Source organism: Streptomyces sp. NPDC051183, from assembly GCF_040682455.1.
Lineage (GTDB): Bacteria > Actinomycetota > Actinomycetes > Streptomycetales > Streptomycetaceae > Streptomyces.
Genome location: NZ_JBFBBA010000011.1, coordinates 127,259 through 148,089 on the forward strand (window position 1 = coordinate 127,259; position 20,831 = coordinate 148,089).

At 72.1% G+C, this 20,831-nt stretch carries 22 protein-coding genes; 19 read left to right on the forward strand and 3 right to left on the reverse strand.

The genetic code is table 11. The features are described 5' to 3' along the window. Nucleotides 1-61 precede the first annotated feature (61 nt). The 7 genes from rplQ (at nucleotide 62) to glmM (ending at nucleotide 7,208) form a co-directional block, all read left to right on the forward strand. On the forward strand, nucleotides 62-526 hold the full coding sequence (rplQ, locus tag AB0M99_RS12645) for a 50S ribosomal protein L17 (protein ID WP_281204238.1): 465 nt from the start codon (nucleotides 62-64) through the stop codon (nucleotides 524-526). A gap of 104 nt (nucleotides 527-630) precedes the next feature. Further along, nucleotides 631-1,482: a tRNA pseudouridine(38-40) synthase TruA gene (gene truA / locus AB0M99_RS12650; protein ID WP_365919410.1), complete on the forward strand. Its 852-nt coding sequence runs from the start codon at nucleotides 631-633 to the stop codon at nucleotides 1,480-1,482. Nucleotides 1,483-1,535: 53 nt separating this feature from the next. Next, complete coding sequence (locus AB0M99_RS12655; RefSeq protein WP_365919412.1) at nucleotides 1,536-3,155, forward strand: ATP-binding cassette domain-containing protein; 1,620 nt, start codon at nucleotides 1,536-1,538, stop codon at nucleotides 3,153-3,155. A 66-nt stretch (nucleotides 3,156-3,221) separates the two neighbouring features. Then, nucleotides 3,222-4,478, forward strand: coding sequence for a glycosyltransferase family 87 protein (locus tag AB0M99_RS12660; protein WP_365919414.1), 1,257 nt, complete (start codon nucleotides 3,222-3,224; stop codon nucleotides 4,476-4,478). 232 nt (nucleotides 4,479-4,710) lie between these two features. Beyond that, nucleotides 4,711-5,154 (forward strand): 50S ribosomal protein L13, encoded by a 444-nt coding sequence (gene rplM, locus AB0M99_RS12665; protein ID WP_365919416.1) that lies wholly within the window; start codon nucleotides 4,711-4,713, stop codon nucleotides 5,152-5,154. Between the two features lie 42 nt (nucleotides 5,155-5,196). Continuing rightward, nucleotides 5,197-5,715, forward strand: a complete 519-nt coding sequence (gene rpsI / locus AB0M99_RS12670; RefSeq protein ID WP_365919417.1) for a 30S ribosomal protein S9 — start codon at nucleotides 5,197-5,199, stop codon at nucleotides 5,713-5,715. Nucleotides 5,716-5,849: 134 nt separating this feature from the next. Continuing rightward, nucleotides 5,850-7,208: a phosphoglucosamine mutase gene (gene glmM, locus AB0M99_RS12675; protein ID WP_365919419.1), complete on the forward strand. Its 1,359-nt coding sequence runs from the start codon at nucleotides 5,850-5,852 to the stop codon at nucleotides 7,206-7,208. Between the two features lie 25 nt (nucleotides 7,209-7,233). On the opposite strand, the gene AB0M99_RS12680 is transcribed toward glmM, so the two are convergent. Then, nucleotides 7,234-8,202 carry a TIGR00341 family protein gene (locus AB0M99_RS12680; protein WP_365919421.1) on the reverse strand — a complete coding sequence of 323 codons (969 nt, stop codon included), beginning with the start codon at nucleotides 8,200-8,202 and terminating at the stop codon, nucleotides 7,234-7,236. 9 nt (nucleotides 8,203-8,211) lie between these two features. Next, nucleotides 8,212-9,246: a type I pantothenate kinase gene (gene coaA / locus AB0M99_RS12685; protein ID WP_365919422.1), complete on the reverse strand. Its 1,035-nt coding sequence runs from the start codon at nucleotides 9,244-9,246 to the stop codon at nucleotides 8,212-8,214. A 258-nt stretch (nucleotides 9,247-9,504) separates the two neighbouring features. Here coaA and AB0M99_RS12690 point away from each other — a divergent pair, with 258 nt between their 5' ends. The 8 genes from AB0M99_RS12690 (at nucleotide 9,505) to AB0M99_RS12725 (ending at nucleotide 17,442) form a co-directional block, all read left to right on the forward strand. Next, nucleotides 9,505-10,245 carry a hypothetical protein gene (locus tag AB0M99_RS12690; protein WP_365919423.1) on the forward strand — a complete coding sequence of 247 codons (741 nt, stop codon included), beginning with the start codon at nucleotides 9,505-9,507 and terminating at the stop codon, nucleotides 10,243-10,245. 105 nt (nucleotides 10,246-10,350) lie between these two features. Then, nucleotides 10,351-12,201, forward strand: coding sequence for a glutamine--fructose-6-phosphate transaminase (isomerizing) (gene glmS / locus AB0M99_RS12695; protein WP_365919425.1), 1,851 nt, complete (start codon nucleotides 10,351-10,353; stop codon nucleotides 12,199-12,201). Between the two features lie 31 nt (nucleotides 12,202-12,232). Further along, the gene (locus AB0M99_RS12700; protein ID WP_365919427.1) at nucleotides 12,233-12,601 is read left to right on the forward strand and encodes a holo-ACP synthase; all 369 of its coding nucleotides are present in this window, start codon (nucleotides 12,233-12,235) and stop codon (nucleotides 12,599-12,601) included. A gap of 16 nt (nucleotides 12,602-12,617) precedes the next feature. After that, a complete protein-coding gene (locus AB0M99_RS12705) occupies nucleotides 12,618-14,012 on the forward strand; it encodes an NAD(P)H-hydrate dehydratase (RefSeq protein ID WP_365919428.1) in 1,395 nt (464 codons plus the stop codon). Nucleotides 14,013-14,243: 231 nt separating this feature from the next. Beyond that, nucleotides 14,244-15,383, forward strand: coding sequence for an alanine racemase (alr, locus tag AB0M99_RS12710; RefSeq protein ID WP_365919429.1), 1,140 nt, complete (start codon nucleotides 14,244-14,246; stop codon nucleotides 15,381-15,383). A 32-nt stretch (nucleotides 15,384-15,415) separates the two neighbouring features. Continuing rightward, complete coding sequence (locus AB0M99_RS12715) at nucleotides 15,416-16,606, forward strand: alpha/beta hydrolase (protein WP_365919431.1); 1,191 nt, start codon at nucleotides 15,416-15,418, stop codon at nucleotides 16,604-16,606. Next, nucleotides 16,545-17,111 (forward strand): tRNA (adenosine(37)-N6)-threonylcarbamoyltransferase complex ATPase subunit type 1 TsaE, encoded by a 567-nt coding sequence (gene tsaE, locus AB0M99_RS12720; RefSeq protein WP_365919433.1) that lies wholly within the window; start codon nucleotides 16,545-16,547, stop codon nucleotides 17,109-17,111. Before AB0M99_RS12715 ends, tsaE begins: the two co-directional genes overlap by 62 nt. 124 nt (nucleotides 17,112-17,235) lie before the next feature. Then, the gene (locus AB0M99_RS12725; RefSeq protein WP_365919435.1) at nucleotides 17,236-17,442 is read left to right on the forward strand and encodes a hypothetical protein; all 207 of its coding nucleotides are present in this window, start codon (nucleotides 17,236-17,238) and stop codon (nucleotides 17,440-17,442) included. Between the two features lie 66 nt (nucleotides 17,443-17,508). Here AB0M99_RS12725 and AB0M99_RS12730 read toward each other — a convergent pair whose 3' ends face one another. Further along, on the reverse strand, nucleotides 17,509-18,069 hold the full coding sequence (locus tag AB0M99_RS12730; RefSeq protein WP_365919437.1) for a hypothetical protein: 561 nt from the start codon (nucleotides 18,067-18,069) through the stop codon (nucleotides 17,509-17,511). Nucleotides 18,070-18,180: 111 nt separating this feature from the next. Here AB0M99_RS12730 and tsaB point away from each other — a divergent pair, with 111 nt between their 5' ends. Genes tsaB through AB0M99_RS12750 form a run of 4 tightly spaced genes read left to right on the forward strand, consistent with a single transcriptional unit; the run spans nucleotide 18,181 to nucleotide 20,765 of the window. After that, the gene (gene tsaB, locus AB0M99_RS12735) at nucleotides 18,181-18,858 is read left to right on the forward strand and encodes a tRNA (adenosine(37)-N6)-threonylcarbamoyltransferase complex dimerization subunit type 1 TsaB (protein ID WP_365919439.1); all 678 of its coding nucleotides are present in this window, start codon (nucleotides 18,181-18,183) and stop codon (nucleotides 18,856-18,858) included. Next, nucleotides 18,855-19,382, forward strand: a complete 528-nt coding sequence (rimI, locus tag AB0M99_RS12740; protein ID WP_365919441.1) for a ribosomal protein S18-alanine N-acetyltransferase — start codon at nucleotides 18,855-18,857, stop codon at nucleotides 19,380-19,382. Before tsaB ends, rimI begins: the two co-directional genes overlap by 4 nt. After that, nucleotides 19,375-20,496 (forward strand): tRNA (adenosine(37)-N6)-threonylcarbamoyltransferase complex transferase subunit TsaD, encoded by a 1,122-nt coding sequence (gene tsaD / locus AB0M99_RS12745; protein WP_365919443.1) that lies wholly within the window; start codon nucleotides 19,375-19,377, stop codon nucleotides 20,494-20,496. The genes rimI and tsaD overlap by 8 nt, the downstream gene beginning before the upstream one ends. Continuing rightward, nucleotides 20,493-20,765 carry a hypothetical protein gene (locus AB0M99_RS12750; protein WP_365919445.1) on the forward strand — a complete coding sequence of 91 codons (273 nt, stop codon included), beginning with the start codon at nucleotides 20,493-20,495 and terminating at the stop codon, nucleotides 20,763-20,765. Before tsaD ends, AB0M99_RS12750 begins: the two co-directional genes overlap by 4 nt. Nucleotides 20,766-20,831 lie beyond the last annotated feature (66 nt).

Genomic DNA, 20,831 nt, shown 5'->3' on the forward strand with positions numbered 1-20,831 from the left:
GCCTCGGGGGAACTGACACCGGTACCTGACACGGCCGGTGCAGATATGAAGGAGTAACACCATGCCGCGTCCCGCAAAGGGTGCCCGTCTGGGCGGCAGCGCTGCGCACGAGAAGCACCTCCTCGCGAACCTCGCGAAGTCGCTCTTCGAGCACGGCCGCATCACCACGACCGAGGCCAAGGCCCGTCGCCTGCGTCCCTACGCCGAGCGTCTGGTCACCAAGGCGAAGAAGGGCGACATCCACAACCGTCGCCTGGTGCTGCAGACGATCACGGACAAGAGCATCGTGCACACGCTGTTCACCGAGATCGCCCCGCGCTACGAGAACCGCCCCGGTGGTTACACGCGCATCACCAAGATCGGCAACCGTCGTGGCGACAACGCCCCGATGGCCGTGATCGAGCTGGTCGAGGCCCTTACGGTCGCCCAGCAGGCCACTGGTGAGGCCGAGGCCGCCACCAAGCGCGCCGTGAAGGAGGCGGAGGCCACCGAGGCTCCCGCCGCCGAGGAGACCAAGGAGGCCTGATCCCGCTTCGGGATCACGCTGAACGGCTCTGAACGGGCCCGCCCCCTTCCGGGGCGGGCCCGTTTGCCGTTCGTCCGCAAGACGCAGCTGAGAGGATCTGTCACGTGAGTGACGAGGTGGAGCCCGGGCACGTCCGGGTGCGGCTGGACCTGAGCTACGACGGCAAGGACTTCTCCGGCTGGGCCAAGCAGCGCGTGCTGCGGACCGTGCAGGGGGAGCTGGAGGCGGCCCTGCAGACCGTGATGCGGCTGCCGGACCCCGTCGAGCTGACCGTCGCCGGGCGCACCGACGCCGGTGTGCACGCGCGCGGGCAGGTCGCACAGTTCGACCTGGCCGAGGAGGTCTGGGCCGAGCACCACGACAAGCTGCTGCGGCGCCTCGCGGGCCGGCTGCCGCACGACGTACGGGTGTGGAGGGCCGCCGAGGCCCCCGAGGGCTTCAACGCGCGGTTCTCCGCGATCTGGCGCCGCTACGCCTACCGCGTCGGCGACCACCGGGCCGGCGTGGACCCGCTGCGCCGCGGGCACGTGCTCTGGCACCAGTGGCCGCTGGACGTGGACGCCATGAACGAGGCCGCAGCTGCGCTGGTGGGGGAGCACGACTTCGCCGCGTACTGCAAGAAGCGCGAGGGCGCCACGACCATCCGTACGCTCCAGCAGCTCAGCTGGGAGCGCGCCGAGGACGGGATCATCACCGCGACCGTCCGCGCCGACGCCTTCTGCCACAACATGGTCCGCTCGCTCGTCGGGGCCCTGCTGCACGTCGGGGACGGCCACCGGCCGACCGACTGGCCCGGGAAGGTGCTGGCCGCGGGCGTACGGGATTCCTCGGTGCACGTGGTCAAGCCGCACGGGCTGACCCTGGAGGAGGTCGGCTACCCGGCCGACGAGCTGCTGGCCGCCCGCAGCAAGGAGGCGCGGAACATGCGCACCCTGCCCGGAGCCGGCTGCTGCTGACCTCCGGGAAACCGGTTTGGGCGGATCGCCGCCGGGCCTGGACAATGCCCCGCATGGGACATCTCGAAGCCAGCCACCTGGAGTACTACCTTCCCGACGGGCGGGTCCTGCTCCCCGACGTCTCCTTCCGGGTGGGGGAGGGGTCGGTCGTCGCCCTGGTCGGGGCGAACGGGGCCGGCAAGACGACTCTGCTCAAGATGATCTCCGGCGAGCTCCAGCCGCACGGCGGCGCCGTCACCGTCAGCGGCGGGCTCGGCGTGATGTCGCAGTTCGTGGGCTCGGTCCGGGACGAGACGACCGTACGGGACCTGCTGGTCTCGGTCGCGCAGCCGCGGCTCCGGGACGCCGCGAAGGCCGTCGACGCGGCCGAGCAGCTGATCCTGACGGTCGACGACGAGGCCGCGCAGATGGCGTACGCGCAGGCGCTCAGCGACTGGGCCGACGTACAGGGCTACGAGGCGGAGACCCTGTGGGACGTCTGCACGATGGCCGCGCTGGCCATCCCGTACGACAGCGCGCAGTTCCGCGAGGTGCGCACGCTGTCGGGCGGTGAGCAGAAGCGGCTCGTCCTGGAGGCGCTGCTGCGTGGGCCGGACGAGGTGCTGCTGCTCGACGAGCCTGACAACTACCTCGACGTCCCGGGCAAGCGGTGGCTGGAGGAGCAGCTGAAGGCCACCCGCAAGACGGTGCTGTTCGTCTCGCACGACCGGGAGCTGCTGACCCAGGCCGCCGAGAAGATCATCAGCCTGGAGCCGAGCCCCATGGGCACGGACGTGTGGGTGCACGGCGCCGGCTTCGGCACGTACCACGACGCCCGCAAGGAGCGCTTCGCCCGCTTCGAGGAGCTCAAGCGGCGCTGGGACGAGGAGCACGCCCGGCTGAAGGCCCTGGTGCTGCGGCTGCGCGGCCAGGCCGCGAGCAGCCCCGACATGGCCTCGCGGTACAAGGCGATGCAGACCCGCTTCCAGAAGTTCGAGGAGGCCGGCCCGCCGCCGGAGCCGCCGCGGGAGCAGGACATCCGGATGCGCCTCAAGGGCGGCCGTACGGGCGTGCGGGCGCTGACCGTGGAGAACCTGGAGCTCACGGGCCTGATGAAGCCCTTCTCGCTGGAGGTCTTCTACGGGGAGCGGGTCGCGGTCCTGGGCTCGAACGGCTCCGGCAAGTCGCACTTCCTGCGGATGCTGGCGGGCGAGGACGTCAAGCACACCGGTACGTGGAAGCTGGGCGCCCGGGTGGTTCCCGGCCATTTCGCGCAGACCCATGCCCACCCGGAGCTGTTCGGGCGCACTCTCGTCGACATCCTGTGGACGGAGGCGGCGAAGCCGCTCGGCGCGGCGATGGGCGCGCTGCGCCGCTACGAGCTGGAGCGCCAGGGGGACCAGCCGTTCGAGAGGCTCTCGGGCGGCCAGCAGGCGCGTTTCCAGATCCTGCTGCTGGAACTGGCCGGGACGACGGCGCTGCTGCTGGACGAGCCGACGGACAACCTGGACCTGGAATCGGCGGAGGCGCTGCAGGACGGGCTGGAGGCGTACGAGGGCACTGTGCTGTGCGTCACGCACGATCGCTGGTTCGCGCGCACTTTTGACCGTTACCTGGTCTTCGGTTCGGACGGTGTTGTGCGGGAGACTCAGGAACCCGTCTGGGACGAACGTAGGGTCGAGCGGGAGCGCTAGGGGAGACCGCCCCGGCGAGCAGGCCGAGGGGGAGGCGTCGTGGGGCTGCGGCCGAGCATCTGGCTCATGAGGTGGGACGGCCCGTCCCACGGGGACCGGCTGGTGGAGTGGCTGCTGCGGCCGGCGTCGCGGGTGTGGCGGGCGGTGTCGCTCGCGGTCCTGCTCTCGATCGCCGTCTCCGTGAGCCTGCGGGCGAACTGGGGCTCGGACAACGCCTTCGTCGTGAAGGCCGCGGACGCGCTGCTGGCGGGCGTCTCGCCGTACGACGACAAGCGGTTCCTCTACCTGCCCAGCGCCGTGATCATGGCGATCCCGGAGGCGCTGCTGCCGCACACCCTGCTGCGGTGGCTGCTTCCGCTGGGGATGACCGGGCTCGTGGGCACCGGCTGGTGGGCCGCGCTGAAGCTCTTCTCGGTGCCGGTGTGCTCGCGCTTCGCGGTCGGCGGCCTCGCGCTGTTCGCCCTGCTGTACAAGCCGTACCTGAACCTGGTGCTGATCGGGAACTGGACGGCCATCTCGGCGGCCGCGCTGCCGGTGGCGCTGCTGCTGGCGCACCGAAGGCAGTGGGGGGTGGCCGGGCTGGTGGTCGGGCTGGCCATCGCCTGCAAGCCGATGCTGGTGCCGATCGCACTGTTGTTCGTGCTGGCGCGGCAGTGGCGGGGGCTGGCCGCGACGGTGCTGGTGCCGCTGGGGCTGTCGCTGGCCGGGGCGCTGCTGATGCCGAGCCCGACGCTGTTCTTCACCAAGACGCTGCCCTTCCTGCTCCAGGGGCAGGACGACTACGCCCTGCCCTGGGACGCCTCGCCGATCGCGGTGCTGCCCCGGCTGGGGATGCCCGCGCTGCCGGCGGTGCTGCTCGCCTTCGGCGGGGCCTCGGTCGCGCTGTGGGGGGCCTGGCGGCGGTGGCGGCGTACGGACGAGGACACCGACGGGGGCGAGCTGAGGCTAGTGGAGACGGCCTGCATGGTGATGCTCGCCGCATTCCTGGTGTCGCGGCCGTCCTTCGACCACTACCTGCTGGTGGTGCTTCCGCTGCTGCTGGCGTCGGGGGTGCGGGCGGGCTCGATGCCGCGCTCGCCCTGGTTCTGGCTGGCCCTGACGCCCCAGATGGCCCTGATCCCGTGGCCCTCGGAGCTGGCCCAGAAGCGGCGGGCCTTCAAGGACTGCGCCACCCTGTGCGGGCTCACGATTGTGCTGGCGCGTCGTGCACTGCGCTCGGGTCGGGTTACTCTGGACCCGGTAACAACTGCGGGGTCCCCACCCAGGACCGAACCGGAGTGCGCCGCGAAGCCCGTAGAACCGGCATCGCGGACCGCGTTTTGACCCGTATGGGTCTGCTTGGGTATCCTGCTGGTTTGTTATGCGTATTGGCTTTCTCATTCTCACGTGAAAGGGCCTTGCGCCGGTCCACCGGACCGATGACCAGCAGTTCACACGGGTTGCGTCCCCGTTGTGAACGAGGGCTGTCGTGATCGTCCGTGGTGACCCTGTCAGGACCTTCCCGCTGGGCTTGTGCCCTATGGGATACCACCACTGAAGAAGCGAAGGCATACGCGTGCGTACGTTCAGCCCCAAGCCCGGCGACATCTCGCGCCAGTGGCTCGTCATCGACGCCCAGGACGTTGTCCTCGGCCGTCTGGCGACCCAGGCCGCTGCCCTCCTGCGGGGTAAGCACAAGCCGACTTACGCCCCCCACATGGACATGGGCGACTTCGTCATCATCGTCAACGCCGACAAGGTTCACCTGTCCGGCAACAAGGCGTCCCAGAAGATGGCGTACCGCCACTCCGGCTACCCGGGTGGTCTCCGCTCCGTGCGTTACGACGACCTCCTCGCGAACAACCCGGAGAAGGCCGTCGAGAAGGCCATCAAGGGCATGCTCCCCAAGAACACCCTGGGCCGTCAGATGCTCTCGAAGCTGAAGGTCTACTCGGGCGACCGGCACCCCCACGCTGCCCAGCAGCCGGTGCCGTTCGAGATCACCCAGGTCGCGCAGTAGTTCCGGCCACCCCCTAAGACGTAGAAAATTCTGAGGAGCATCGTGGCCGAGACCACCGCCGAGACGACCGTCGAAGAGTTCGAGGGCAACGTCGAGGAGTACACCACCGAGTCTGTGGACGCCGTCGAGGGCGACTACACCTCCGAGTCCCTTGCCGGTCGCTTCGGCGACCCCCAGCCGGCTGCCGGCCTGGGCCGTCGCAAGAACGCCATCGCCCGCGTCCGGATCGTTCCGGGCACCGGCAAGTGGAAGATCAACGGTCGCACCCTTGAGGACTACTTCCCCAACAAGGTGCACCAGCAGGAAGTCAACGAGCCCTTCAAGCTCCTGGAGCTCGACGGTCGCTACGACGTCATCGCCCGCATCTCGGGTGGCGGCGTCTCCGGTCAGGCCGGCGCCCTGCGCCTCGGCGTGGCCCGTGCGCTGAACGAGGCGGACGTTGACAACAACCGCCCGGCGCTGAAGAAGGCCGGCTTCCTTTCCCGCGACGACCGTGCGGTCGAGCGCAAGAAGGCCGGTCTCAAGAAGGCCCGTAAGGCTCCGCAGTACAGCAAGCGTTAATCTGCGCCTGCTGTTCTGCAACAAACCGCCCCGGCAGCACTCTCCGTGCTGTCGGGGCGGTTCGTTTACCGCCACAAGCGGCAAATTACTGTCACAAGCGGTCACAAGCGAAGCGTGAACTCGGGAGGACAACAGTGGGACGACTCTTCGGGACGGACGGTGTACGAGGCGTCGCCAACGCGGATCTGACGGCTGAGCTCGCGCTCGGCCTCTCCGTGGCGGCCGCACACGTACTGGCCGAGGCGGGAACCTTCGCGGGCCACCGCGCGACCGCCGTGGTCGGCCGAGATCCCCGGGCCTCCGGCGAGTTCCTGGAGGCCGCGGTCGTCGCGGGCCTCGCGAGCGCGGGCGTGGACGTCCTGCGCGTCGGTGTGCTGCCCACCCCGGCGGTGGCGTATCTCACCGGTGCGCTGGGCGCCGACCTCGGCGTGATGCTCTCGGCCAGCCACAACGCCATGCCCGACAACGGCATCAAGTTCTTCGCGCGCGGCGGCCACAAGCTCGCCGACGAGCTGGAGGACCGCATCGAGTCCGTCTACGAGGAGCACCGCACCGGAGCTCCCTGGGACCGGCCCACCGGCTCGGGCGTCGGCCGGGTCTCCGACTACACCGAGGGCTTCGAGAAGTACGTCGCCCACCTCATCGGGGTCCTCCCCAACCGCCTCGAAGGCCTGAAGGTCGTCCTGGACGAGGCGCACGGCGCGGCCGCGTACGTCTCACCCGAGGCCTTCGCCCGGGCCGGCGCCGAGATCGTCACGATCGGCGCGGAGCCGGACGGCCTCAACATCAACGACGGCTGCGGCTCCACCCACCTCGGGCTGCTCAAGGCGGCCGTGGTCGAGCACGGCGCCGACTTCGGCATCGCCCACGACGGCGACGCCGACCGCTGCCTGGCCGTGGACGCCACCGGCGCCGAGGTCGACGGCGACCAGATCCTCGCGGTGCTGGCCCTGGCCATGCGCGAGGCCGGACAGCTGCGCGAGAACACCGTGGTCGGCACCGTCATGTCGAACCTGGGCTTCAAGCTGGCCATGGAGGCCGAGGGCATCCAGGTCGTGCAGACCGGGGTCGGCGACCGCTACGTGCTGGAGTCGATGAAGGAGCACGGCTACGCGCTGGGCGGCGAGCAGTCCGGCCACGTGATCATCCTCGACCACGCGACCACCGGTGACGGCACGCTGACCGGCCTGCTGCTGGCGGCGCGGGTCGCGGCGACCGGCAAGTCGCTGGCGGAGCTGGCCGGGGTCATGCGGCGGCTGCCGCAGGTGCTGATCAACGTCCCCGACGTCGACAAGTCCCGGGTCGCGACCTCGGGCGAGCTGGCCGCGGCGGTCGCCGACGCGGAGCGCGAGCTCGGCAGCACCGGCCGGGTGCTGCTCCGTCCGTCCGGTACGGAGCCGCTCGTTCGGGTGATGGTCGAGGCCGCCGACATCGAGCAGGCCCGCGCGGTGGCGGGGCGGCTCGCGGACGTCGTGAAGTCGGCCCTCGGCTAGATCGCCCCCGGGCCCCCTCCCGGCCCTACTTGTTGGTACCGCCCCGTGGCGCGCCCGGCTTCCGGATCATCCGGCTCTGCTGGGTGCGCCACAGCAGTTTCCAGGCGACGAGGGTGAGCGTCCCGGCGATGATGATGCCGAGCAGGTTGAGCAGCAACTGCTCGGCCGATCCCCACATCTGGCCGAACTCGCCGTAGCTGAGGGCGATGGCGGCGTTGGCGGCCGCCGGGACGGTCGTCACGGAGATCGCCACGCCGACCAGCGCACCCGACTTCGCCGACGTCAGCGACAGCATCCCCGCCATGCCTGCGAGCACCGCCACGACGAACGAGAACGGGTCCGGCTGCCAGATGAAGCTGGTGTTCGGCCGGGGCTTGTCGAGCATCCCCGGCTGGAACTGGCCGATCGAGTCCATCACCAGGCTGAACACGGTCGTCGCCACGATGGCCGCGGCGAAACCGACCAGCAGGGCGACCAGCGAGCGCGCGGCGAGCCGCGGCTCGCGCTGCACGAGGCCCGTACAGATGCCGGCGAGCGGGCCGAACTCCGGGCCGACCGCCATGGCGCCCACGATCAGGATCGCGTTGTCCAGGGCCACACCGCAGGCCGCGATCATCGTGGCGATGATCAGGAAGGCGCTGTAGGTGATCGTGAGGGTCGACTCCTCGTGGGTCGACTCGGCGAGCTGCTCCCAGATGACCGCGTCGGCGGCCTCGCCCGGGGCCTCCTCCTCCGCCTCGTCGGCGCGCTTGGAGATGGAGAGGTCGATGTTCTCGACCGCGATCGACCCGCTCTGGTCGATGCCGAGGGACCGCATCTCCTGCAGCAGCTCGTCCGCCGCCTCGCGGGCCACGTCGCACGTCACGACGTCGCCCTCGGGATTGCGGGCGACGCCGGTCAGTACGACCAGGTGGGTGGTTCCGACCGTCCGGTCGATCAGTGACACCACCTGGTCCGTGAGGTGGTGCGGGGTGATCATCCGCAGATGCAGCATGCCCGCACCCTAGAGCTTGCGCAGGCTCAGTTTCTGCACCTTGTGGTCGGGACCCTTGCGGACGACGAGCGTGGCGCGGCCGCGGGTGGGGGCCACGTTCTCCAGGAGGTTGGGCTTGTTGATGGTCCGCCACATCGTCTGCGCGTACTCCAGGGCCTCCTCCTCGGAGACCTGGGTGTACTTGCGGAAGTAGGAGAAGGGGTTCTGGAAGGCCGTCTCGCGCAGCTTCCGGAACCGGTTGAGGTACCAGCGCTCGATGTCCTCGGGGCGCGCGTCCACGTACACGCTGAAGTCGAAGTAGTCGGCGAGCCCGACGCGGGTGCGGCCGTCCTTGCCGGGCATGGCCGGCTGCAGGACGTTGAGGCCCTCGACGATCAGGATGTCCGGGCGGCGTACGACGAGCTGCTCGCCCGGGACGATGTCGTAGATCAGGTGCGAGTAGACGGGCGCGGTGACCTCGTCCTTGCCCGCCTTGATGTCGGCGACGAACCGGGTGAGCGCGCGGCGGTCGTAGGACTCCGGGAAGCCCTTGCGGGAGGTGAGCCCGCGCCGCTGGAGCTCCTTCATGGGGTAGAGGAAGCCGTCGGTGGTGACCAGCTCCACGCGGGGGTGCTCGGGCCAGCGGGCGAGGAGGGCCTGGAGCAGACGGGCCACGGTGGACTTGCCGACGGCGACGGAGCCCGCGACCCCTATGACGAAGGGGGTGCCCTGCTGGGCGCCGTGGCCGTTGCCGGCGTCGCCGAGGAAGGTGTTGAGGGTGCCGCGGAGGTTGCTGGTGGCGCCGACGTAGAGGTTGAGGAGGCGGGAGAGCGGCAGGTAGACGTCGCGGACCTCGTCGAGGTCGATGACGTCGCCGAGGCCGCGCAGCCGCTCGACCTCGTCGGCGGTGAGGGGCAGGGGCGTGCGCTCGCGCAGGGCGCTCCACTCGGCGCGGGTGAGGTCGACGTACGGGGACGCGTCGGCCCGGCGGTGGGCAGGGCGCCCGGCCCGGTCGGTGCGCTCCGTTGCGCTGTCCGGCGTGCTTCGTGGCGGCGAAGTGATCACACGGCCATTGTCGGGGGTCGGGGCCGGTTGTGGGTGGTGTGGTCGGTCACGTGGCCGAGGCGGTTGTACCGAGGGCGGTATCGATTGGAGGGCCCTGGGGTCTCATGCCGGTCACGATGCGTGGTGGTGGCACCCAGGGGGGCTTTCGAAGCAGCCGCGCCCCGTAGCGTGCTGGTCATCACCGCGGTTCTTGACGGCGCGCTCTTCCGGGGCGCCGCCGAGTGCTGCTCTTTGCCGCTTTTCCTGTGGGGAAACATCATGCGTACCGCACTCGTCCGCCGTACCGTCCTGACCGCTTCGGCCGTGTCCCTGGCGCTGCTCGCCACCGCCTGTGGCGGCTCCGACAAGGCTGACGCGAAGAAGGACGACGTCAAGCCTTCCGCGGCTCCTTCTCCGTCCGCCCCGTCGGCCCCGGCTGTCAAGGCGCTCACGGAGGCGGAGCTGGAGAAGGCGGTGCTGGCCGACGGTGACGTGCCGAAGCACAAGATCCGGAACCCTGAGGCAGGGGACGTTTCCGCGGCCGCCGATGTCACGTCGGACAAGCCGGAGTGCCAGCCGTTGGCCCTGGTCGGCGGTCTGGCCCCGATCGGTACGGTCTCCGCAGGTGTGGCGCGCCTCGGTGCGAGCGAGCCCACCATCGCGGGCGACCCGACGAGCAGCGGCATTATGGCCCTCAGGCTCGCCTCCTACGAGGGCAAGGGTGCCGCCGACGCGTTCGCATCGCTGAAGAAGGCCGGTGCGGACTGCGCCGGCGGGTTCGTCGTGACCGAGGAGGGTGAGAAGACCACTATCAAGTCGGTCACCCCGGCGACCGCCACCGGCGGCGACGAGGTCGCGGCCTGGACCCTGGTCATCGAGGAGGACGGCGAGACCATGCAGAGCCCGATCGTCGCCGTCCGTAGGGGCGCCACCCTGGTGACCGTCCAGAGCGTCTCCTTCACGGGCAAGACTGCGGTTCCCCAGGACATCGTCGACGCGCAGCTGAAGAAGCTCGGCTGACCTTTCCCCGGCGAGCGTCAACCCCGCTCCGGCGCATTCGCCGGGCGGGGTTTCGTCTTGTTCGGGTACGGGGCAGGAGCCCAACTACGGCGTACGCTGCGGCCTATGTGCGGAATTGTGGGTTACGTGGGAGCGCAGTCGGCGCTCGATGTGGTCATCGCCGGACTCAAGCGGCTGGAGTACCGCGGCTACGACTCGGCGGGCGTGGCCGTGCTCGCCGACGGGGAGCTCGCCACCGTCAAGAAGGCCGGCAAGCTGGTCAACCTGGAGAAGGAGCTGGTCGGGCACCCGATGCCCGCGGGCTCCACCGGGCTCGGACACACCCGGTGGGCGACGCACGGCGGCCCCACCGACGCCAACGCGCACCCCCACCTCGACAATTCGGGGCGCGTGGCCGTCGTGCACAACGGCATCATCGAGAACTTCGCCGCGCTGCGCGCCGAACTGGCCGAGCGCGGGCACCGGCTGGAGTCCGAGACGGACACCGAGGTCGTGGCGCACCTGCTGGCCGAGCACTTCGCGTCCTCGGCCGGGGACCTCGCGGAGGCCATGCGGCGGGTGTGCCGGCGGCTGGACGGGGCGTTCACGCTGGTCGCGGTGCACGCCGACCAGCCCGACGTGGTCGTCGGCGCGCGCCGGAACTCGCCCCTGGTGGTGGGCGTCGGAGAAGGCGAGAACTTCCTCGCCTCGGACGTGGCAGCGTTCATCGCCCACACCCGGTCCGCGATCGAGCTGGGCCAGGACCAGGTCGTCGAGCTCCGCCGCGACGGTGTCACGGTGACCAACTTCGACGGTTCGGCCGCGTCGGTGCGGGCGTACCACGTGGACTGGGACGCCTCGGCGGCCGAGAAGGGGGGGTACGACTACTTCATGCTCAAGGAGATCGCCGAGCAGCCGAAGGCCGTCGCCGACACCCTCCTGGGCAGGATCGACGCGAGCGGCTCGCTGACCCTGGACGAGGTGCGCATCCCCGCCTCGGTGCTCAGGGAGGTCGACAAGGTCGTGATCGTGGCGTGCGGTACGGCCTACCACGCGGGCATGATCGCGAAGCTGGCCATCGAGCACTGGACCCGCATCCCGTGCGAGACGGAGCTGGCGAGCGAGTTCCGCTACCGCGACCCGATCCTGGACCAGCGGACGCTGGTCGTCGCGATCTCGCAGTCCGGCGAGACCATGGACACCCTGATGGCGCTGCGGCACGCGCGCGAGCAGGGTGCGAAGGTGCTGGCCATCTGCAATACGAACGGCTCGACGATCCCGCGCGAATCGGACGCGGTGCTGTACACCCACGCCGGTCCGGAGGTCGCCGTCGCCTCCACCAAGGCGTTCCTGACGCAGCTGGTGGCCTGCTACCTGGTCGCCCTCTACCTCGGGCAGGTACGGGGTACGAAGTGGGGCGACGAGATCCAGGCCGTGATCCGGGAGCTGTCGGACATCGCCGCGGCGGTGGACACCGTACTGGAGACCATGGAGCCGGTACGGGAGCTGGCGCGCTCCCTCGCCGACAAGGACACCGTGCTGTTCCTGGGGCGGCACGTCGGGTACCCGGTGGCCCTGGAGGGCGCGCTCAAGCTCAAGGAGCTGGCGTACATGCACGCCGAGGGCTTCGCGGCGGGCGAGCTCAAGCACGGGCCGATCGCCCTGATCGAGAAGGACCTGCCGGTGGTGGTGGTCGTGCCGTCGCCGCGCGGGCGGTCGGTGCTGCACGACAAGATCGTGTCGAACATCCAGGAGATCCGCGCACGCGGGGCCCGCACGATCGTCATCGCCGAGGAGGGCGACGAGGCGGTCGTCCCGTACGCCGACCACCTGATCCGCATCCCGGTGACGCCGACGCTGCTGCAGCCGCTGGTGGCGACGGTGCCGTTGCAGGTGTTCGCGTGCGAGCTGGCGACGGCGCGGGGCAACGAGGTGGACCAGCCGCGTAACCTCGCAAAGTCCGTCACCGTGGAGTGAGCGGTGGACCGAGCGAAGCGGGTTTGTGGTCGTGATCATTGGTGTGGGTATCGATGTTGCCGAGATCGATCGGTTCGCCGGTGCGCTTGAGCGCACGCCGAACCTCGCGCGGCGGCTGTTCGTCGATGCCGAGTTGACGCTGCCGAGCGGCGAGCGGCGCGGAGTCGCCTCGCTCGCCGCGCGGTTCGCGGCCAAGGAGGCCCTGGCCAAGGCGCTCGGCGCGCCCGGCGGGATGCTGTGGACCGACGCCGAGGTGTACCTGGAGGAGACCGGGCAGCCGCGCCTGCGGGTCTCCGGCACGGTCGAGGCGCGCGCCGCGGAGCTGGGCGTGAAGTCCTGGCACGTGTCGCTGAGCCACGACGCCGGGGTCGCCTCCGCGGTGGTGATCGCGGAGGGGTAGCGGGCAGGGTGGTGGCATGCGTACTGCTTACAGCGTGGAGAAGGTCCGGGCCGCCGAGCGGGAGTTGATGCGGCGGCTGCCGGACGGGGCACTGATGCAACGGGCCGCGGCCGGGCTCGCCGCCGTCTGCGCGGGGCTGCTGACGCGGGTCTACGGGGCGCGGGTGGTGCTGCTGGTCGGCCCCGGGGACAACGGCGGCGACGCCCTCCACGCCGGTGCGCGCCTTGCGCGGCGCGGAGCCGGGGTGACCGCGGTCCCGATGGACCCCGAGCGGGTGCACGCGGGCGGGCTGGCGGCGCTTCGGGCCGCCGGGGGCCGGCTGGCGGAGCGGGTGCCGGGGGGCAGGGTGGACCTGGTGCTGGACGGGCTCGTCGGGATCGGCGGCCGGGGCGGGCTGCGGCCGGCGGCGGCCGCGCTGGTGGAGCAGATCCCCGCGGGTGCGGTCGTGGTCGCCGTGGACCTGCCGAGCGGGGTGGACGCGGACACCGGAGAAGTGGCGGGGGAGGCCGTACGGGCCGATGTCACGGTCACCTTCGGGGCGTACAAGCCGGGGCTGCTGATCGACCCGGGGGCCTCGCGGGCGGGGGCGCTGCGGCTCGTGGACATCGGGCTGGCCCTCGGCGCGCCCGACGCGCAGGCCCTGCAGCACGCCGACGTGGCGCGGCTGCTGCCGGTGCCGACGGCGTCGAGCGACAAGTACCGGCGGGGCGTGGTCGGGGTCGTCGCCGGGTCGGCGCAGTATCCGGGGGCGGCGGTGCTCGCGGTGGCGGGCGCGCTGCGCGGCGGCGCGGGTGCGGTGCGGTACGTGGGACCGGCGGCCGAAGCCGTGCTGGCGCGCTACCCCGAGGTGCTGATCGGGCCCGGGCGGGTGCAGTCCTGGGTGGTCGGCCCGGGGCTCGGCGAGGGGCGCGCGGGGGAGGTCGCGCGGTGCCTCGCGGAGCCGGTGCCGGTGCTGGTGGACGCCGACGGGCTGCGCGGGCTGGACTCCGGGGCGCTGCGGGAGCGCGCGGCCCCGACGGTGCTGACCCCGCACGCGGGCGAGGCTGCGGCGCTGCTGGGGGTCGCGCGGGAATCGGTGGAGGCCGGGCGGCTCGCCGCCGTACGGGAACTGGCCGGGCGGTACGGCGCGACGGTGCTGCTGAAGGGGTCGACCACGCTGGTCGCCTCCGGCGGCGGTGCGGTGCGGGTGAACCCGACGGGCACGCCGTGGCTGGCCACCGCCGGCAGCGGGGACGTGCTGTCCGGCCTGGGCGGCTCGCTGCTGGCGGCGGGACTGCCCGGGGCCGATGCCGCCTCGGTGGCGGCGTACCTCCACGGGCTGGCGGCCCGGCGCGGCGCCTCGGGGGCGCCCCTGCTGGCCCACCAGGTCGCGCAGGCCCTGCCGGACGCGTGGCGCGACGTCTCGCGCTGACGCCGGCACGGCGGGGCTGGGCCGGTGCCGTCCGGGGGTGCGGGGTGCCGCTGCGCGGAGCTGCTCCCCGCCCCGCCCTTTCTCCGTTTCCTGGGGCTCCGCCCCAGACCCCGCGCCTCGAACTCCCCAGACTCCGTCCGGGGACCCCCTGGCGAGGCTGGATCTCGGCTGATGCCGTCTGCCCGCGCAGTCGGCAGGGGCCCGGCGGTGGGTTCTGAGAGACTGTGGGGGATGAACGAGACACCGACGCGCGTGTACGCCGAGATCGATCTTGACGCTGTGCGGGGGAACGTACGCGCACTGCGCGAGCGGGCGCCCCGGGCCGAAGTGATGGCCGTCGTCAAGGCGGACGCCTACGGGCACGGGGCCGTCCCCTGCGCCCGGGCGGCCCTCGAAGCCGGCGCCACCTGGCTCGGAACCGCCACCCCCGAGGAGGCGCTCGCGCTGCGCGCCGCCGGGATCCAGGGGCGCGTCATGTGCTGGCTGTGGACCCCCGGCGGGCCCTGGCGGGAGGCGGTCGAGGCCGACCTGGACGTCTCCGTCAGCGGGATGTGGGCCCTGGAGGAGGTACGGGCCGCCGCGCGCGCGACGGGCCGTACGGCCAGGATCCAGCTCAAGGCCGACACCGGCCTCGGCCGCAACGGCTGCCAGCCGGCCGACTGGGCCGAGCTCGTCGGCGCCGCCGTCGCCGCGCAGGCCGAGGGCACCGTCCACGTCACCGGAATCTGGTCGCACTTCGCCTGCGCCGACGAACCCGGCCACCCCTCCATCACGCTCCAGCTCGCCGCCTTCCGCGACATGCTCGCGTACGCCGAGAAGGAGGGCATCGAGCCCGAGGTCCGGCACATCGCCAACTCGCCCGCGACCCTGACCCTGCCCGAGAGCCACTTCGACCTGGTGCGCTGCGGGCTGGCCGTCTACGGGGTCTCGCCCGCCCCCGAGCTCGGCACCCCCGAACAGCTCGGACTGCGCCCGGCCATGGCCCTGAAGGCCTCCGTGGCCCTGGTCAAGGAGGTTCCCGCCGGGCACGGCGTCAGCTACGGGCACCACTACGTCACCGAGTCCGACACCCGTCTCGCGCTGATCCCCGCCGGGTACGCCGACGGCGTCCCGCGGCACGCCTCCGGCCGCGGCCCGGTCCTGGTCGGCGGCAGGATCCGGCAGGCCGCCGGACGCGTGGCGATGGACCAGTTCGTCGTCGACCTCGACGGCGACGAGCACGTGCGGGCCGGCGACGAGGCCGTCATCTTCGGCGACGCCCTGCGCGGCGAGCCCACCGCCGAGGACTGGGCTCAAGCGGCACACACGATCGCGTATGAGATCGTCACTCGTATCGGGAGCCGCGTACCCCGGGTGTACCGCAACGGGTGAAATGGCCGAGTCGACGGCTGAGTGAGGACGGCGTGAGCGAGAACTGGCGCAAGGCCGGCTGGGCCGGCGCCGCCATCGGAGTGATAGCCGCAGGCGCGGCCGCCGGTGTCGCGGTCGAACGGATCACCGTCGGGAGGGGCATGCGCATGAAGGCGCGCCTCGCACTGGACTCCACCGGGGACTACGGGTCCCTGCGCGGGGCCGAGGGCTCCGCTTGGGCCGAGGACGGCACCGAGCTGTACTACGAGGTCGACGAGCTGCCCGAGGAGGGCAAGCGGCGCCGGCTGCTCCGCAAGGCCGCCGCCCCGCCGACCGTGGTGTTCTGCCACGGCTACTGCCTCGGCCAGGACTCCTGGCACTTCCAGCGGGCGGCCATGCGCGGCCTGGTCCGCGCCGTCTACTGGGACCAGCGCAGCCACGGCCGCAGCGCGCGCGGCCTCGGCCAGGCCGACGGCGAACCGGTGAGCTTCGAGCTGCTCGGCCGCGACCTGAAGGCCGTCATCGACGCCGCCGCCCCCGAGGGCCCGCTGATCCTGGTCGGTCACTCGATGGGCGGTATGACCATCATGGGATTCGCCGAGCAGTTCCCCGAGCTCGTACGCGACCGCGTGGTCGGGGTGACGCTCGTCGGCACCTCCAGCGGCCGCCTCGGCGAGGTGACGTACGGGCTGCCCGCCGTCGGGATGGGCGCGGTACGGCGCTTCCTGCCGGGCGTGCTCAAGGCGCTCGGCTCGCAGGTGGAGCTGGTGGAGAAGGGCCGCCGGGCCACTGCCGACCTCTTCGCCGGCATGATCAAGATGTACTCGTTCCGCTCGCGCGACGTCGACCCCGGCGTCGCCCGGTTCGCCGAACGGCTCATCGAGGCCACGCCCATCGACGTCGTCGCCGAGTTCTACCCGGCCTTCCAGACGCACGACAAGACGGCCGCGCTCCAGCGGTTCGCGGACATCCCCGTCACCGTGATCGCCGCCGACCACGACATGGTCACCCCGGCCGCCCACAGCCAGGCCATCAAGGACGCCCTGCCCTCCGCCGAACTGGTCGTGCTGGAGAACGCCGGACACCTGATGATGCTGGAGCACCCCGACACTGTGACGGGGCTGCTGACCGACCTGCTGGCGCGCACCGGAGCGGTCTCCGTACCGGCTAACGTTGGCGGGCATGGAAGAAGTACCGCGGGAAGCGCAGCCCAGTCCGGCTCCGGAGCAGGCGCAGGGGCCTGACGCCGAGACCCACATCACCGTCGACTCCCCCGATGCCATGCGGGAGCTCGGCCGCAGGATCGCCGGCGTGCTGCGCCCCGGCGACCTGGTCCTGCTGACCGGCGAGCTCGGCGCGGGCAAGACCACCCTGACCCGGGGCCTCGGCGAAGGCCTCGGCGTCCGCGGGGCCGTGACCTCGCCGACCTTCGTGATCGCCCGGGTGCACCCGTCCCTGGTCGGCGGTCCGGCGCTGGTGCACGTGGACGCGTACCGGCTGGGCGGCGGGCTGGACGAGATGGAGGACCTGGACCTCGACGTCTCGCTGCCCGAGTCCGTGGTCGTCGTCGAGTGGGGCGACGGCAAGGTGGAGGAGCTGTCCGACGACCGGCTGCACGTGGTGATCAAGCGGGCGGTCGGCCACGAGGAGGTCCTGGACGACGTGCGCGAGGTCGTGGTGCGCGGGGTCGGCACGCGCTGGTCCGGAGCGGACGCGCTGGTGGCCCTGGCCCCCGCGCAGGCGGAGTAGCCCGGGAACGTACCGACAACTCGTCGGCAACATATTGCGCTGACAGAGGCGCACGTGGTGACATGGTACCGAGGGCTGGTTAGGCCTACCTAAGTACAGGCCGGCCCGGGCCAGGAGGCACACCATGTCGGCAGCCGCAGGAGTACAGCGCGACCCCCGCCCGTCCGCCGTGTCCATGGGGGCGCTGCTCGCCGCGGGCGCGGCCGCGACCGCGGTGTCGACCCCGCCCGCGCGCCGGCACCTCGACGAGCCGGAAGACCACGCGGACCCGCAGGGCCCGGCGGACGGGCCGGACGCGCAAGAGGCGGCCCCGGAGTCCGAGGCCGCCTGAGGTCCCACGTCCGGGTGAAGTCCGCACGGAGCGGAACGGCCCCCGGGGTGTCAGGGTGTCAGGGCGTCAGGGGACGACGACCACCTTCGAGTTGATCGTCGCGAAGTTCCACATCGCGTCGCCGTCCGCGCGCGCCATGCGGATGCCGCCGGTCTTCTTGTTCGGATCGGGCTCCGGCAACTGGCCGTCCACCCGGGCGCTGAAGCCGACCGCGACCCCCTCCGGGGTCGCGAAGCGGACGACGTGCTCGATCGGCACCCCGTCCGAACCGGTGACCGCGCCCGACCGCGAGGCGACCGCGTAGGTGCCCGGCTTCGGGTGCACCGTGCTCGGCACCACCGCGAAGGACTTGGGCTCCTGGCCCGCGGCGTCGCCGACCAGCCACACCCGCTTGAGGCCCACCGAGTACACGACGCGCACCCCGCTGCCCGATCCGTCCGGCAGCGGCACCGGCTTCGCCGGGTCCTGCTTGGCGGGGGACTGGCTGGGGGCGGGGGCCTGGCTCTGCCCGGCGGCCTTCGGCGGGTGCGCGGGCGCGGTGGCGGAGGCCTGGTAGCCGAGGAAGCCGACGGCGGCGATTGCCGCGGCGGTGAGCCCGGCCACGATTCCCGAGCTACTGCGTGCCACCTTGCTCCACCTCTCCGCGCTTCCCCTGGAACACCTGCGTCGAAGGTAGCAGCCGGGTCGCCCGGACACCGGCCGCAAGGCTGCCCGCCCCCGGAGTCGTAGGCTGTTCGCGTGCTCTTGCTTGCCGTAGATACCGCCACGCCCGCCGTCACCGTCGCCCTGCACGACGGGGAGTCCGTCGTCGCCGAGTCGAACCAGGTCGACGCCCGCCGCCACGGGGAGCTCCTGCTGCCCTCCGTGGACAAGGTGCTCGCCGAGGCCGGGCTGAAACTCGACGCCGTCACCGGGATCGTCGTCGGCGTCGGTCCCGGCCCCTACACCGGGCTGCGGGTCGGCCTCGTGACCGCCTCCACCTTCGCCGCCGTGCTCGGCGTGCCCGTCCACGGGCTGTGCACGCTCGACGGGCTCGCGTACGCCGCGGGCCTCGCCGGGGTCGAGGGCCCCTTCGTCGTCGCCACCGACGCGCGGCGCAAGGAGGTCTACTGGGCGCGCTACGAGGACCCGCGCACCCGGGTCGACGGGCCCTCGGTGGACCGGCCGGCCGAGATCGCCGAGCGGGTCGCGGGCCTGCCCGCCGTCGGGCAGGGCGCGCTGCTCTACCCGGACGTGTTCCCGGACGCGCGGGCCCCCGAGCACCAGTCGGCCGGGGCACTGGCGGCCCTCGCCGCGGAGCGCCTGGCGGCCGGCGCCGAGTTCGAGAACGGCGCGGGCCTGCCTCCGAGCCCGCTCTACCTGCGCAGGCCCGACGCCGAGGTGCCCAAGAACTACAAGGTGGTCACCCCCAAGTGACCTCCTCGACCGTGGTGCTGCGCGAGATGCGCTGGTGGGACATCGACCCGGTGCTGGAGCTGGAGCACGAGCTGTTCCCCGAGGACGCCTGGTCGGCCGGCATGTTCTGGTCCGAGCTCGCACAGGCCCGCGGCCCCAAGGCAACCCGCCGCTACGTCGTCGCCGAAGACCCGACGGGCCGCCTCGTGGGCTACGCCGGGCTGGCCGCCGCCGGCGACCTGGCCGACGTACAGACCATCGCGGCCGCCCGCGACCAGTGGGGCACCGGGCTCGGCGCCCGGCTGCTGACCGACCTGTTGCGCGCGGCCACCGCGTTCGAGTGCGCCGAGGTGCTGCTGGAGGTACGGGTGGACAACACCCGGGCCCAGAAGCTCTACGAGCGCTTCGGCTTCGAGCCGATCGGCTTCCGGCGCGGCTACTACCAGCCCGGCAACGTCGACGCGCTCGTGATGCGCCTCGCCGACCCCGCCACGTCCCTGCCCCCGACCGACCAAGACGCCGTAAGAAGTGAGACCCATGGCTGACGAACCCCTCGTCCTCGGCATCGAGACCTCCTGCGACGAGACCGGCGTGGGCGTGGTCCGCGGTACGACCCTGCTCGCGGACGCCATCGCGTCGAGCGTGGACGAGCACGCGCGCTTCGGCGGAGTCGTGCCCGAGGTGGCCTCCCGCGCGCACCTGGAGGCGATGGTCCCGACCATCGAGCGCGCCCTGAAAGAGGCCGGGGTCAGCGCCCGCGACCTCGACGGCATCGCGGTCACCGCGGGTCCGGGCCTCGCGGGGGCGCTGCTCGTGGGCGTCTCGGCGGCCAAGGCGTACGCGTACGCGCTCGGCAAGCCGCTGTACGGGGTGAACCACCTGGCCTCGCACATCTGCGTCGACCAGCTGGAGCACGGGCCGCTGCCCGAGCCGACGATGGCGCTGCTGGTGTCGGGCGGGCACTCCTCGCTGCTGCTGGCCCCGGACATCACGAGCGACGTACGGCCGCTGGGCGCGACCATCGACGACGCGGCGGGCGAGGCCTTCGACAAGATCGCGCGGGTGCTGCAGCTGGGCTTCCCGGGCGGCCCGGTCATCGACCGGCTCGCGCGCGAGGGCGACCCGAAGGCGATCAACTTCCCGCGCGGGCTGACGGGGCCGCGCGACGCGGCGTACGACTTCTCCTTCTCCGGGCTCAAGACGGCGGTCGCCCGCTGGATCGAGGCGAAGCGGAAGGCCGGCGAGGAGGTGCCGGTGCGCGATGTGGCGGCGTCCTTCCAGGAGGCCGTGGTGGACGTGCTCACGCGCAAGGCGATCCGCGCGTGCAAGGACGAGGGCGTCGACCACCTGATGATCGGCGGCGGTGTGGCGGCCAATTCGCGGCTGCGCTCGCTCGCGCAGGAGCGGTGCGACGACGCGGGGATCATCCTGCGGGTGCCGCGGCCGAAGCTGTGCACCGACAACGGCGCGATGGTGGCGGCGCTGGGTGCGGAGATGGTCAGGCGGAACCGGCCGGCCTCGGACTGGGACCTGTCGGCGGACTCCTCGCTGCCGGTGACGGACCCGCACGTGCCGGGAACCGCGCATGCGCAGGGCCACTCGCACGGCCACGACCACGACCACGTGCACGAGTTGAGCAAGGACAACCTGTACTCATGAGCACGGTCGCGCTGATGTGGGAGGCCCGGGCGGTGCCGGGCCGGGGCAACGAGCTGCTGGAGTGGGCCCGTTCGCGGGTGCTCGCCCGGGAGCCCGTGCGGCGCGAGGTGTTCAGGGCCCCGCAGGACCGGGTGCTCGTGATCACGTGGTGGGAGACGTCCGAGGGGGTGGCTGCGGACCTTCCCGAACTCCCGGAACCCGCAGCCGACTTGATCACGCGGGCGGTGCACCGCTGGCGGTTCGAGTCGGTGGAGGCCGACGGGGGCTGAGCCTTCGGCGGCGGTCGGCGGTCGGCGCCCGGAGCCCGGAGCCGGGCCCGGAGCTGGGCTTCAGGC